Annotated in this window: 13 protein-coding genes; 6 read left to right on the forward strand and 7 right to left on the reverse strand. The window is 64.7% G+C overall.

Going from position 1 to position 12,811, the window contains the following annotated elements:
- The first annotated feature begins 26 nt into the window (after window positions 1-26).
- Window positions 27-275 (forward strand): hypothetical protein, encoded by a 249-nt coding sequence (locus ASC89_RS11335; protein WP_055879140.1) that lies wholly within the window; start codon window positions 27-29, stop codon window positions 273-275.
- Between the two features lie 98 nt (window positions 276-373).
- Window positions 374-919 (forward strand): transglutaminase-like cysteine peptidase, encoded by a 546-nt coding sequence (locus ASC89_RS11340; RefSeq protein ID WP_055879138.1) that lies wholly within the window; start codon window positions 374-376, stop codon window positions 917-919.
- 13 nt (window positions 920-932) lie between these two features.
- On the opposite strand, the gene ASC89_RS11345 is transcribed toward ASC89_RS11340, so the two are convergent.
- Window positions 933-1,538 (reverse strand): hypothetical protein, encoded by a 606-nt coding sequence (locus ASC89_RS11345; protein ID WP_156384580.1) that lies wholly within the window; start codon window positions 1,536-1,538, stop codon window positions 933-935.
- A 310-nt stretch (window positions 1,539-1,848) separates the two neighbouring features.
- Between ASC89_RS11345 and ASC89_RS11355 the strand changes: the two genes are divergently transcribed.
- From ASC89_RS11355 to ASC89_RS11365, 3 genes are all read left to right on the forward strand, one after another.
- The gene (locus tag ASC89_RS11355) at window positions 1,849-3,285 is read left to right on the forward strand and encodes a mannose-1-phosphate guanylyltransferase/mannose-6-phosphate isomerase (protein WP_055997724.1); all 1,437 of its coding nucleotides are present in this window, start codon (window positions 1,849-1,851) and stop codon (window positions 3,283-3,285) included.
- A 123-nt stretch (window positions 3,286-3,408) separates the two neighbouring features.
- Window positions 3,409-4,800 (forward strand): UDP-glucose/GDP-mannose dehydrogenase family protein, encoded by a 1,392-nt coding sequence (locus tag ASC89_RS11360; protein WP_055997729.1) that lies wholly within the window; start codon window positions 3,409-3,411, stop codon window positions 4,798-4,800.
- 97 nt (window positions 4,801-4,897) lie between these two features.
- On the forward strand, window positions 4,898-5,344 hold the full coding sequence (locus ASC89_RS11365; protein WP_055879125.1) for an Rrf2 family transcriptional regulator: 447 nt from the start codon (window positions 4,898-4,900) through the stop codon (window positions 5,342-5,344).
- A 3-nt stretch (window positions 5,345-5,347) separates the two neighbouring features.
- On the opposite strand, the gene ASC89_RS11370 is transcribed toward ASC89_RS11365, so the two are convergent.
- The 6 genes from ASC89_RS11370 to ASC89_RS11395 form a co-directional block, all read right to left on the reverse strand.
- Window positions 5,348-6,145 carry a DUF1684 domain-containing protein gene (locus tag ASC89_RS11370; RefSeq protein WP_055997732.1) on the reverse strand — a complete coding sequence of 266 codons (798 nt, stop codon included), beginning with the start codon at window positions 6,143-6,145 and terminating at the stop codon, window positions 5,348-5,350.
- A 26-nt stretch (window positions 6,146-6,171) separates the two neighbouring features.
- Window positions 6,172-6,918 (reverse strand): ATP-binding cassette domain-containing protein, encoded by a 747-nt coding sequence (locus ASC89_RS11375; protein WP_055879120.1) that lies wholly within the window; start codon window positions 6,916-6,918, stop codon window positions 6,172-6,174.
- Window positions 6,915-7,724, reverse strand: coding sequence for an ABC transporter ATP-binding protein (locus ASC89_RS11380; protein WP_055879118.1), 810 nt, complete (start codon window positions 7,722-7,724; stop codon window positions 6,915-6,917). The genes ASC89_RS11375 and ASC89_RS11380 overlap by 4 nt, the downstream gene beginning before the upstream one ends.
- Before the next feature lie 139 nt (window positions 7,725-7,863).
- On the reverse strand, window positions 7,864-8,709 hold the full coding sequence (locus ASC89_RS11385) for an ABC transporter permease (RefSeq protein WP_055997739.1): 846 nt from the start codon (window positions 8,707-8,709) through the stop codon (window positions 7,864-7,866).
- Entirely contained in the window at window positions 8,706-9,665 is a 960-nt protein-coding gene (locus ASC89_RS11390) for an ABC transporter permease (protein WP_156384581.1), read from the reverse strand. Before ASC89_RS11390 ends, ASC89_RS11385 begins: the two co-directional genes overlap by 4 nt.
- Window positions 9,666-9,890: 225 nt before the next feature.
- On the reverse strand, window positions 9,891-11,387 hold the full coding sequence (locus ASC89_RS11395; protein ID WP_082533303.1) for an ABC transporter substrate-binding protein: 1,497 nt from the start codon (window positions 11,385-11,387) through the stop codon (window positions 9,891-9,893).
- Between the two features lie 256 nt (window positions 11,388-11,643).
- Here ASC89_RS11395 and ASC89_RS11400 point away from each other — a divergent pair, with 256 nt between their 5' ends.
- On the forward strand, window positions 11,644-12,600 hold the full coding sequence (locus ASC89_RS11400; protein WP_055879109.1) for a UDP-glucuronic acid decarboxylase family protein: 957 nt from the start codon (window positions 11,644-11,646) through the stop codon (window positions 12,598-12,600).
- Window positions 12,601-12,811: the final 211 nt, after the last annotated feature.

Consider the following 12,811-nt stretch of genomic DNA (forward strand, 5'->3'; position numbering starts at 1 on the left):
CCTAGGCGCCAATCAGGAGTGCATTGATGGGTGCGACCGTGCTGGCTGCCTTGCTTGCCAGCGGACTAGGCTTGATAGCCGGAGGTTACTATTCGACGGTCGGCTGGATCGTGGTGGGTAACCTGTTGCTCGTGACCACGGCGACGGCGTCGTTCGCGGCGCACGCCGATCTCGTCACGGCCCTGGGCTGGACAGCGCTCTCTATCGTCGCGTTCAATATCGGCCTGATGCTCGGCCTCATCATCCGGCGCCCGGTGGTCCTTATTCCCGCGTGATTGCGTAAAGTTTTACTCAAACGCTGAACCGGGCAGCAAAGTCCAGCTGTCATGGTGTTCCCAATGAACGCGCGCCAGTTGCGCCACAGGGGGATTGCATGAGCGTCCAAACCGCTACGGGTTCGAACCGGAAGATCGCAGCCGTCATCATGGCGGCCATGGTATCGCTGGCCGCCGGCGCGATGTCGACGGCAGCCAGCGCGGGCAGCGTGCACGCGCCTCTCGGCTACCAGGTGATGTGCCTGAAGAACCCCGCCGAATGCAAAGGCGGCGGCAAGGCCAAGGTCGATCTTACCGCCGACGTCATGTCGACGCTGAAGCGCGTCAATGGCCACGTCAACCGTTCGATCAAACCGCGTTACGACAGCGGCGCCGATGTCTGGTCGGCCAGCTCCTCCTCCGGCGATTGTGAAGACTATGTGCTGGCCAAGCGCAAGGCGCTGATCAAGGCCGGCATCCCGGCCAGTTCGCTCCGCATTGCCTACGTCAAGACCCGCAGGGGCGAGGGCCATGCAATCCTGGTGGTCAAGACCAATGGCAAGGATCTGGTGCTGGACAACCTGACAGCAAGCATCAAGCCGCTCAGCCAGTCGGGCTACCGCATCATCTCGATGTCGGGCGCCAACCCGCGCAGCTGGAGCTGATCGGCAAGCCGGCTCAGGTCGGCGTGCCGCGCTTGAGCTTGTTGAGGACGCGGTCGAGCAGCGCCTCATGCTCGGCAAATACCCCAAAATCGTCCGGTGCGCTGGCATGGCCTTCCGTCAGCGCCCGGATGCGTTCGGCTTCAACCAGCACCGGCAGCACGTCGCCACCGGTCTCGATGGTTTCGAACAGCTGCCGGCGCAGATCGTCGAGCTTCGAAATCGTGTCGTTGGCATAGACCATCTCGGCACGATCGGCAGGGAACGCCGCGCCGCCCACCTGCACCAGATAGCTGAGCGACACCAAGTAGTAGCTCGCTTCGCTGAGCAGTTGCTGGTCAAGTTCGGCCAGCGCCTCGGCCGGCGGGGTCGCCTTGCCCCAGCGCAGCGCCTGCTCCTCGAGCGCCGCTCCCAGTTCCTCCCGCGGCACGACGTCGAACGTCGCGCGGATCATCTCCAGCGACAGGTAGCGCGACAGCGCCTCGCGCAGCGGCAGCGCGGCTGGCGCCACCTGTTCGGAAGGGGTAGGGCCGAGGTCTGCCGCCTGCAGCGGCACCGCGGCAACCGACAGGCTCAGCAGCAGGGCTCCAGCCAGTGGCAATAGTCTCGACGCGAAACGCAACTTCAACCTCACGCGATGCAATAGCGCATCCCTATCAGCTAGCGCCCTTGAGGTGGTCGGTAACCGCTTGGTAAGGATAATTTCCGCGCCAAAGCGAGCGAGCCGGCAGCTGATCGCCTCTATCTGGCGGGGCTGATGGATGCTATCGCGTTCATGGTACAATTCTCCATCACGCCGACGCAGGACGGCCATGGCATCGTTGCTTACGCCAGGGCGGACGGCGTCCTCACCCAGCTGAATCAGCAGTCAACCACCACCTCGCATGACTTCGCGGCAAGCATGCGGGCTATTACGCCGAGGCCCAGAACCGATGACTGAAGCCAATTTGATCGTACCGGTGATCCTTGCAGGCGGGCAGGGGACCCGGCTCTGGCCGATGTCTCGTGCGGCTCGCCCCAAGCAATTCCTGCCGCTGACCGGCCCGACCTCGCTCTATCAGCAGACGCTGCTGCGTGTTGCCGACCCGGCGCGCTATCATCCCGCTGTCATCGTCACCAACGCCGAGTATCGCTTCCTCGTCGCCGAGCAGGCACAGGAGGCGGGCGTGCCGACGTCCGCCGTGCTGCTCGAGCCGATGGCGCGCAATACCGCCGCTGCCATCGCCGCGGCAGCGCTGCATGTGCAGCAGGCCTTCGGCGACGATGCGGTCATCCACGTTCTTGCCTCCGATCATGCCGTCGACGCCGATGACAACTATTGGTGGAGCGTCGCCACCGCAGCTGCTGCCGCCCGGGCCGGCCGGCTCGTCACCTTCGGTATCACCCCATCGGCCCCCGAAACCGGTTACGGTTACATCGAGGCAGGTGCCGAGCTCGGCAACGGTGTTCGCGCCGTAGCGCGCTTCGTCGAAAAGCCCGACCTCGACACCGCTGAGAAGATGCTGGCCACCGGCGGCTACTACTGGAACTCCGGCACCTTCATGCTCGGGGTCGCGAGCTTCCTCAGCGAGGTGGAGGCGCTGGCGCCCGAGACTTTCAGCGCCGCTGCGGCCGCTGTTTCCGCTGCCAGGACCGACCTCGATTTCATCCGCCTCGACGAAGCGGGTTTCAGCACGGCGCCCAACATCTCGGTGGACTACGCCATCTTCGAAAAATCGAAGCAGGTCGCCCTGGTTCCGGTGACCTTCCCCTGGTCGGATCTTGGTGCCTGGGATGCCGTGTGGAAGGTGTCCGGCAAGGACGCCGCCGGCAACGTCGTCAGCAACGGCAACGCCACGCTGTCCAACACGCGTAACTCGCTGATCGTGTCGGAGCGGGCGCATATCGCCGTCGAAGGGCTGGAGGATGTCGCCATCATCGCGTCGGAAGACGCCATCTATGTCGGCCGCCTGTCAGACGCGCAGCGGGTTGGGCCGATGGTCAAGGCATTGCGGGCCAATCCCGCTACCCAGGGCCTCACCGAGATCCATCGCACGGCCTACCGTCCTTGGGGTGGTTACTCCTCGGTGCTGAACGGCGATCGCTTCCAGGTGAAGCGCCTGTTCGTCAAGCCCGGCAAGAAGCTCAGCCTGCAGAAGCACCACCATCGGGCCGAGCACTGGGTGGTGGTCAGTGGCACCGCCGAAGTGACCGTCGACGGCAAGGTGACGATGCTGACCGAGAATGAGTCCATCTACCTGCCGCTTGGCTGCGTGCACCGGCTCGCCAACCCTGGCAAGATCCTGCTCGAGCTGATCGAGGTGCAAACCGGCTCCTATCTGGGCGAGGACGACATTATCCGCATTGAGGACGAGTTCGGTCGCGCCTGACCGGGCTTGCGCTTCGAGGCAGAGACGCTGATCCGGCCATCGGCGCTGCCCGTGTCGCGCTGGTGGTTGCTAGGCGCCGTAATTGCCGCGCATATTGGCAGCGCGTTCTCTTCGGGGCTCTGAATGAAGATCACGATATTCGGCTCGGGCTATGTCGGCCTCGTCACCGGCGCCTGCCTCGCCGATGCAGGCAACCAGGTTGTCTGTGTCGATATCGATGCGGCCAAGGTGGCGTTGCTCAACAGCGGCCATGTCCCGATCTACGAGCCGGGGCTCGAGGCGATCGTCTCCGGCAATCGCGCTGCGTGGCGGCTCTCCTTCACCACCGACATTGCAGCCGGTGTCGAACACGGTGAAGCGCTGTTCATCGCGGTTGGGACCCCGCCTGACGAAACCGGGTCGGCCGATCTCAAATATGTGCTCGCTGTGGCGCGCAGCATCGGCGAGCACGTCACCGGCTTCAAGGTCGTGGCCGACAAGTCCACCGTGCCGGTTGGGACTGGCGATCGCGTTGCCGAGGCCATCACCGCCGAGCTGGTGAAGCGCGGCTTTGCCGCCGACCCGGCGGAACGGGTCCGCCTCGACCAGCCCGATTTCACCGTCATCTCCAACCCCGAGTTCCTCAAGGAGGGCGCGGCGGTCACCGATTTCAACCGCCCGGACCGCATCATCATCGGTGCGGACGGCACGCCGGCCGGTCGGCGCGGCCTCGAGCTGATGCGCCAGCTCTACGCGCCGTTCACCCTCAACCACGATCGCACCATGGTAATGGACGTTCGTTCGGCCGAGCTCACCAAGTATGCCGCCAATGCCATGCTGGCGACGCGCATCTCGTTCATGAACGAGCTGGCCAATCTGGCAGAAGATCTGGGCGCCGATATCGAGCTGGTCCGTCGTGGCATCGGCTCCGATCCGCGCATTGGCTACAGCTTCCTCTATGCCGGCACCGGCTATGGCGGCAGCTGCTTCCCCAAGGATGTGAGCGCGCTGCGCCACAGCGCGGCGGAGCAGGGGCGCGAATTGCGCATTCTCGCCGCCGTCGAGGAAGCGAACACGGCGCAGAAAGATGTGCTGGGCGGCAAGATTCGCACCCGCTTTGGCGAAGACCTCACCGGCCTGACCTTCGCTGTCTGGGGCCTGTCATTCAAGCCCAACACCGACGACATGCGCGATGCGCCCAGCCGCGTGCTGATCGCCGATCTCCTCCGCCGCGGCGCCGCGATCCGGGCCTATGACCCCGTGGCGATGGAGGAAGCGAAACGCGTTCTGGCGTTCGATCTCGATGGCGGGATGGGGCGGATCGATTTCGTCGAAACCGCGATGGCGGCCGTGACGGGGGCCGATGCCCTGGTGATCGTCACCGAGTGGAAGGTGTTCCGGAACCCCGACTTTGCGGCCTTGGCCAGGGGGCTCGGGCGAAAGGCGATTTTCGATGGCCGCAACCTCTACGAACCCTCGATCGTCGAGGACGCCGGGTTGGCCTATTTCCCCATCGGCCGGCGTCAGGTGTCCTGAGCCTCCATCGATACGACGACGCAAAGCTCTACTTGTATAGCTAGTCGCTGGAAATTATATCTCGTGCGCTTTTTGCTGCCTGGGATGATTTTCGGCGATGCTGACTGCCAAGGGAAAATACGGCCTGAAGGCGCTGGTGCATCTGGCGCAGTTCCCTCCAGGGGAGTTGGCGCTGGTCGCCGACATCGCGTCGGCGAACAAGATTCCGAAGAAGTTCCTCGATGCCATCCTCGGCGATCTTCGCAATGCCGGCATCGTGCAGAGCCGCAAGGGCAAAGGCGGCGGCTATCGCCTGGCCCGGGCGCCCGAGGAGATCAAGGTCGGCTCCATCGTGCGCGTGCTCGATGGCCCGCTGGCGCCAATCCCCTGCGCCAGCCACACTCGCTACGAAGCGTGCGACGACTGCGATGTGGCGACCTGCCAGGTCCGCCACACCATGCTCAATGTCCGTAACGCCATCGCCGAAGTGCTCGATCGCACGACGCTTGCGCAAATGCGCGACGCCAATGGCGAGGTCCTGCCGATCGAGCTGCAGACCGCTTAAGATCTAGTGCAGCTCGGCTAGCCGCTTCTCGCCCGCCTCGATGCGGAATGGCAGCACGTTTTCCGGTGGCGGCAGCGGGCATACCGCGAACTCGGTGAAGGCGCAGGGCGGGTTGATCGCTTTGTTGAAGTCGAGGACGATGCTGTTCTCAGTCACCTCCTCGCCATAGAGGAAGCGTGAGGCCGGATAGGTCGAATCCCGCGAGGTCGGGTCGCGGATCACGAATTGCGGCGCCTCCGGCGTGCCGTGCGTGGCGATCAGCTCGTAGGTGTTGCCCTCGTGGGTGAACACCGCCTTGTGCGTCACCGCGACGCCGGTGCGGATATTGCCGGTGGTGTCGACATCCATCTCCAGGGGCGCCTCGAACGGCACCCACTGGGCGGTGATCCGCCAGTCCTGCTGTGCCGGGAAATACTCGATCCCCGGGAACGCGGCCGGCGCCGCCGAAGCGGTGTCGCGGATGCGCAGCGCATTGTCGCCGTTCACCGTGGTGATCTCGCACAGCAGGGTGCCGAGCTGGAACCGCGGCGGATGCTTCTTGTTCGGCGTGATGTGGATCGGCTCGCCGTCGGTCGGCTTGAACGTCACCGTGCCGTCAGGCTCCTGCGTCACCGCCCCCAGATGCGCCGGGCCGGCGGAGAGGACGATGTCGTTGTCCTCGGCGGTCCCGACACTGGCAGTGCCGGGGTCGAGCACAAAGCGGCCGATGATGTTGAGCCAGCCGTTCGGCGCCTTGAGGTTGTTGAGGCGCTTCGCCTTCCAGGCGTCGAGTGCGGCGAGATAGTCGGCAGAGTTAGTCATTGGAGTCGTCCTTGGGGTCAGGCAGATCAGGCAGGCATGCGCGGCACGCTGCCGAGCAGCTTCCGGGTGTACTGATGTTGGGGGTCGGTGAGAATTTTGCGAGTGGCGCCGGCCTCGACGATCCGGCCCTTCTCGAGGATCACCATCTCGTCGCAAAGCGCGGCGACAACGCCGAGGTCGTGCGACACGAAGACCAGTGTCATATCGGCCGCCAGCTTCTGCAGCAGCTCGACGATGCGGATGCGGGTCGAGAGATCGAGCGCGCTGACCGCCTCGTCGGCCAGCAGCAGTTTCGGCTTGGCGACGATGGCGCGGGCAATGGCGATGCGCTGCCGCTGCCCGCCCGAGAACTCGTGCGGGTAGCGCCCGAGAATGCCCGGCTCCAGTCCCACCGAAACCAGTGCCGCCTCGACCAGCATCCGCCGATCGCCTGGAATGCCCAGCGAGCGCAACGGCTCCGAGACGATGCCGAGCACGTTCTGGCGCGGATCGAGCGAAGAGTAGGGATCCTGGAACACCGCCTGCACCTGCCGGCGATAAATCCGCATGAAGCTGCCGCTGCGCGTGTCGAGGATCTCGCCGTCAAAGCGGATCTGCCCCGCGCTTGGCCGGGTCAAGCCCAGCAGCAGCCGGAGCAGGGTGGTCTTGCCGGACCCGGATTCCCCGACCAGACCGACGCTGGCGCCGGCACGGACCTCCAGCGACACCCCATCGAGCACCAGCCGATCGCGGGCATAGCCGAAGCTGACATTCTCCACGCTGACGAGGCTCATGCTGTACCCTCCAGCGCGTCGTCGAACGCCTTGGCGGCCGCGACCAGCGAGCGCGTGTAGTCGTGCTGCGGCGCGCCGAATACCTCGCGCACCGGTCCGGCCTCCACCGCGATACCCCGTTTCATCACCACCACGCGCTCGACGATTTCGGCCACCACCGGCAGGTCGTGACTGATGAACAGCAGCGCCATGCCGCGCTCCCGCACCAGCCCGTCGAGCAGCTTCAGGATCTCCGCCTGCGTGGTCACATCGAGCGCCGTCGTCGGCTCGTCGGCGATCAGCAATTGCGGCCGGCAGGCCAGCGCCATGGCAATCGCCACCCGCTGCCGCTGTCCGCCAGAAATCTCATGCGGATAGGATCGGGCGATGCGTTCCGGCTGGGGCAGCGCAACCTGCTCGAGCAGCGCCAGCACTTCGCGGTTGAGCAGGCTGCCCGTGAGCTCGCGCCCATCCCGCCGGGCTCGCCGCTGCAGCGGCTCGGCCACCTGTTGTGCCACCCGCAGCAATGGGTCGAGCGCCGTCAGTGGCTCCTGGAACACAAACGCCGCCACCATGCCGCGCAAGCCGTTCAGCACCCGGTCCGGCGCCCCGATCACCTGCTGCCCGCCCAGCACCACCGAGCCGCTTGCCTTGATGGCCCGCGGCAACAGCCCGGTCGCCGCCATTGCGGTGAGCGATTTGCCTGAGCCGCTCTCGCCGATCAGCCCCAGCCGCTCGCCCGGCGCGATCGCGAACGACAGGTCGGAAACCAGCGGCTTGCCGTCGACGGCTAGGTTCAGGTTCTTGATGTCGAGAAGTGGCACCATCACGCCACCCCCTCGATGTCATCCCAGCGAAGGCTGGGATCCATCTTGCCGCTGGCGCGGGCTGTGAGTTGGGTCCCAGCTTTCGCTGGGATGACACCGGTGGCTGGGGCAGCAATGGTGACGACAAATAGCCGGAAGCTCATCGCGAAACCCTCCGCGTCGGATCGCCGATGTCGCGCAACCCATCGGCGAGCAGGTTCACCCCGATCACCAGCGACACCAACGCGATGCCCGGCGCGATGGCGCCGATCGGTGCGGTATAGACCGTGCCTTGCGCCTCCTGCAGCAGCCGGCCCCACGAGGCGTTCGGCGGTGGGGCGCCCAGTCCGAGATAGCTGAGCGACGCCTCGGCGATCACCGCCAAGCCGAACTGCAGCGCAAAATTCACCGACAGTGTCGGCCAGATATTGGGCAGCACATGCTGGAACACGATGCCGAGCCACGAGGTGCCCGACGTGCGCGCCGCCGTGATGTAATCCATCAGCAGCACCCGCTTGGCGAGGATGCGCGTCAGGCGCGCGACGATCGCCGACAGCGCAATACCGAGCGCCAGCACCGCCGTACCGAGGCTTGCCGTGTCGCTTGCCGCTACCACCAGCATGGCGATCAGCAGTGTCGGGAAGGCGATGAGGATGTCGAGTGTCGCCGCCAACGCGTCATCAAGCAGCCGCGTCGCGAACGCCGCCAGCACCCCGAGCGTCACCCCGATCAACCCGCCGATCGCGACCGCGGAGATGCCGACAATCAGCGCAATGCGCGAGCCGATCATGATCTGGGTGAAGAAGTCCCGGCCCAGCCGGTCGGTCCCCGCCCAGTGCTCCAAGGACGGTGGCGCCAGTCGTCCGCCGGTCAGCGCCGTCGGATCGTAGGGCAGCCACACTAACGTGAGCAGCGCCACTGCGACGTGGAGCCCGACCAGCAGCAGCCCGAGCCACAGCGTCAGCGAGCTGCGCGAACGCCGCGCGCTTGCAACCACCGCGCTCATGACACCCCCGCCCGTCCGCGCAACCGCGGATCGATGAAGCGCTGCAAGAGGTCAGCGGCAAAGCCGATCAGCAGCACCAGCAGCGTCGAAATGAACAGTACACCCTGCACATTAGGATAGTCGCGCTGCTGGATGGCGAGCAGCAGCATCGAGCCGAGCCCCGGCAGCGCGAACACCTTTTCCACCACCACGGCGCCGAGGAAGGTCGTCGCCAGCTCAATCCCGAGGATCGAGATCACCGGCACGGCGCCATTGCGGATGCCATGTCGGACCAGTGCCTCGACGAAACCCGAACCCAGTGCCCGCGCCGTGCGGATGTAGTCGCTGCCGATGACGTCCTGCGTCGCTGACCGCACATAGCGCAGCAGCGATGCCGCGATCACCAGCGCCACTGTCAGCACCGGCAAAGCCAGCGCAACGGCAGCTTCGCCGAAATTCGCCCAGCCCTTCAGCGGGAAGCCGCCCGAGGGGAACAACCTGAGGTTGATGGCGAAGATCGTGACGATGAGGATCCCCAGCCAGAACACCGGAATGGCGATCCCTAACTGGCTGACGATCGAGATCGCCGCCCCGTACCAGCGGTCCGCCTTCACTGCCGCGATGATCCCGAGCGGCAGCGCAATGACGATGGCCAGCAGGAACCCCAGGATGGTCAGCGGTACCGTCACGCTCAGTCGGTTGCCGATCTCGCTGAGCACGCTCGCCTTGCTGACGAACGAGGTGCCGAGGTCGAAACGCGCCAGGTTGCCGACGAAGCTCACGAACTGCGTCAGCAGCGGCTGGTCGGAGCCGACCTGCGTCCGCGCCGCCGCGATCTGCGCTTCGGTCGCGCCGACGCCGAGCAGTGCATTTGCCGGATCACCCGGCAGCAGCCTGAGCAGCACGAACAGCACGACCGCCGCGATCAGCAGCGACAGCAGCAGGATGGCAAGGCGCCGGAGGAGGTAGGTGAGAATTGTGAATGCTCTGAAAAAATGGACAGCACCGCACTCTAGCGTGCGGCGCTCGTGGCGTCATTGCGGTGACAAGCGGCAGCAGACGGCCCCCTCCCGGCCTCCCCCATGAAGGGGGAGGTGAAGAGTCGAGGCTGTGGCCTCGATCATGCCAGGTGAACCGGCGGGGCACCTCCCCCTTCATGGGGGAGGATGGGAGGGGGCCGTCTGTGTCAGTCTGCGTCCCGCTTACTTCGCCTTCTGGATTCCATAGGCGAAGAACTGCGAGTTCAGCCCGTTCACCGGGTAGCCGGTGACATTGGCGGCTGACACCACGATCTGCGGGTAGAGATAGAGCCAGTTGCTGGCCGCGTCTTCGGCGATGAGCTTGTTGGCTTCCGTCAGCTTGGCGGTCTGCTCGTCGATCGTCGCCGCGGCTTCCGAGTCGGCGATCAGCTTCACCACCTCAGGGTTGTTGTAGCCCCAGTAGAAGTCCGGGTTGCCGTAGAACACGATATCGCGGTGGTTGACGTGCTCCTGCAGGGTCGCCTGGAAGTCGTGCGCCTTATAGATCTTCTCGTACCACTCGTTGGCGGTGATGATGTTGATGTTCACCTTCACGCCGACCTTGGCATACTCGGCCTGCAGGAACTGCGCGACGATCGGGTGCGGGTCGTAATCGGGCGTGTCGAGGGTGAACTCGAAGCCATCGGGGTAGCCAGCTTCCGCCAGCAGCGCCTTGGCAGCCTCCACGTCATAGGCATCGACGCCGGTCAGGTCGACGTACCACGGGTCGGTCGGCGGCACGAACGAGCCGATCAGCGTGCCATAGTCGCCCCAGATCGAGTTGAGCAGCTTCGCCTTGTCGGTGGCCTTGGCCAAAGCCTTGCGCACCTTCACATTGTCGAACGGCGCGACGCGATCGTTCCAGGCCAGCAGTTCCTTGGTCGTCGAGGCACCCTCGGTCACCGTGTAAGCCGGGTTGCCGCTGAACTGCGCCAGCGAATCCGGGCTTTGTACCGAGGTGATGACGTCCACCGCGTTGGTCAGCAGCGCGTTGTTCAGCGCCGTCGCGTCCGTGAAATAGGTGTAGATCACTTCGCCATTGGTCGGCGCGGTGCCCCAGTATTTGTCGTTACGGGCGAGCGCCAGCGCCGAACCGCGGCGCCATTCGCCCAGCGTGTAGGGGCCGGTGCCGTCTTCGCTCGCAGTGATGTCGGTCGCCTTGTCGTTGACGATCCACACATAGCTGAGGTTGTAGGGCAGCGAGATCGAGCGGGCCGACAGCGTGATCACCACCGTCTGATCGTCAGGCGTCTCGATGCCGGTAATGGTCGACAGGCTCTTCTTGCGCGAGCTCTTCGACGCTTCGGCGGTGACGCGCTCGATCGAGTATTTGACGTCGGCCGCAGTGAGCGGATCGCCCGAGTGGAAGGTGACGCCCGGCTTCAGCTTGAAGGTATAGGTCAGCCCGTCCTCGCTGGCGCTGTAGCTGTCGACGAGCTTGGGCTCGACGGCGCCCGCATCGGTCAGCTGGAACAGCGCCTCATAGACGTTGCCGTTGAACGCCTCGTTGATGCCCTGGCCGGCGCCGGCGGTGTTGTCGAGGTTCTGCGGCTCATAGAGCGAACCAATTCGGATCGTCGCATTGGCGTCGTAGTCCTGCGCCATCGCAAGCGGCGCCACGGCAACGCTGCCCAGCAGCGCAGCGGCGACCAGCGCGCGGCGGATGGAAATCTGGTTCATTCGGGGAACTCCTGGTTTCGGCGTGGACCGCGTGGATGAAAGCGGTCTCACATTGGTATCTGTGTACCTCGCTGCACCGCAAAACCCTATGCTTTTGCTGGTTGAATCGAACTATGTGCGGCGCTTGAGGCGGAACACTCTTCGGCCGTCGCCCGAGAACGGAAAATCTGGTTCCGAACCGGATTCGCGGCTATAGCCAGACGCTGCGCGCGCACCGGCATGATGCCTGCGTCGGGTAGGCCGTTTGATGGTGGAAATGATGGGTAGCGGTAGCACGCAGCGAGTTCTGGTAACGGGCGGCGCAGGGTTTCTCGGCAGTCATCTTTGCGAGCGGCTCGTAGCGGAGGGCCACGATGTCATCTGTGCCGACAATTTCTATACCGGTTCAAAGGGCAACATCGCGCACCTGCGGGGCAACCCCAGGTTCGAGTTGCTGCGCCACGACGTGACTTTTCCGCTCTATGTGGAAGTCGATCGCATCTTCAATCTGGCATGCCCCGCATCGCCCGTGCACTATCAGCGCGACCCGGTGCAGACCACCAAGACCAGCGTCCACGGCGCCATTAACATGCTCGGTCTGGCAAAGCGCGTCGGTGCTCGCATCCTTCAGGCGTCCACCAGCGAGGTATATGGCGATCCTGAGGTGCACCCGCAGACCGAAGACTATTGGGGGCGCGTTAACCCCATAGGTCCGCGCGCCTGCTACGACGAGGGCAAGCGTTGCGCCGAGACCCTGTTCTTTGACTATCACCGCCAGCACCGCCTAGACATAAAGGTGATGCGGATCTTCAATACCTACGGCCCCCGCATGCAGCCCGACGACGGGCGGGTGGTTTCCAATTTCATCGTCCAGGCCTTGAAAGGCGAACCGATCACGATCTATGGCGACGGCAGTCAGACCCGCAGCTTCTGCTATGTCGACGACATGATCGAGGGCATGTTTCGGCTGATGGAGACGGGCCCGGACTTTCCCGGGCCGGTCAATGTCGGCAATCCCGGCGAGTATACCATGCTCGAGCTCGCCGAACTGGCGATCCGCCTGACGGCCAGCCGCTCCGAACTGGTGTTCATGCCGATGCCGCCCGACGATCCACGCCAGCGTCAGCCCGATATCACGTTGGCCCGCGACAGGCTGGGCTGGGCGCCGACGGTCGAGCTCGAGGCAGGAATGATCCGGACCATTGCGTACTTCCGCGAATTGCTGGCCGCGTGACGCCGGAATCGGCGACATCAACGCCGCCTGCGGCAGACTCGCAAGGTTAACCAGAGTCGAAGCAATTCCAGCAGTTTGTCGACTGAATGGCGCCGTTGCGCTATGATACTTCGAATAGGCTATGTATCGCCGCCAGTGTTCTTGCCGGCGCGGATCAATTCGATCTGAGGAGGTATTGGGTGAAGGGGTCACCGCGTGTTGCGCAAAGCGC

Origin of the sequence: Devosia sp. Root413D1 (assembly GCF_001425235.1) — a bacterium.
GTDB lineage: Bacteria > Pseudomonadota > Alphaproteobacteria > Rhizobiales > Devosiaceae > Devosia_A.

Bases quoted from the DNA above. Each gene is read 5' to 3' on its own strand.
- ASC89_RS11335 (WP_055879140.1), top strand. From the start codon at position 27: ATGGGTGCGACCGTGCTGGCTGCCTTGCTTGCCAGCGGACTAGGCTTG.
- ASC89_RS11340 (WP_055879138.1), top strand. From the start codon at position 374: ATGAGCGTCCAAACCGCTACGGGTTCGAACCGGAAGATCGCAGCCGTC.
- ASC89_RS11355 (WP_055997724.1), top strand. From the start codon at position 1,849: ATGACTGAAGCCAATTTGATCGTACCGGTGATCCTTGCAGGCGGGCAG.
- ASC89_RS11360 (WP_055997729.1), top strand. From the start codon at position 3,409: ATGAAGATCACGATATTCGGCTCGGGCTATGTCGGCCTCGTCACCGGC.
- ASC89_RS11365 (WP_055879125.1), top strand. From the start codon at position 4,898: ATGCTGACTGCCAAGGGAAAATACGGCCTGAAGGCGCTGGTGCATCTG.
- ASC89_RS11370 (WP_055997732.1), bottom strand. From the start codon at position 6,145: ATGACTAACTCTGCCGACTATCTCGCCGCACTCGACGCCTGGAAGGCG.
- ASC89_RS11375 (WP_055879120.1), bottom strand. From the start codon at position 6,918: ATGAGCCTCGTCAGCGTGGAGAATGTCAGCTTCGGCTATGCCCGCGAT.
- ASC89_RS11380 (WP_055879118.1), bottom strand. From the start codon at position 7,724: ATGGTGCCACTTCTCGACATCAAGAACCTGAACCTAGCCGTCGACGGC.
- ASC89_RS11385 (WP_055997739.1), bottom strand. From the start codon at position 8,709: ATGAGCGCGGTGGTTGCAAGCGCGCGGCGTTCGCGCAGCTCGCTGACG.
- ASC89_RS11395 (WP_082533303.1), bottom strand. From the start codon at position 11,387: ATGAACCAGATTTCCATCCGCCGCGCGCTGGTCGCCGCTGCGCTGCTG.
- ASC89_RS11400 (WP_055879109.1), top strand. From the start codon at position 11,644: ATGATGGGTAGCGGTAGCACGCAGCGAGTTCTGGTAACGGGCGGCGCA.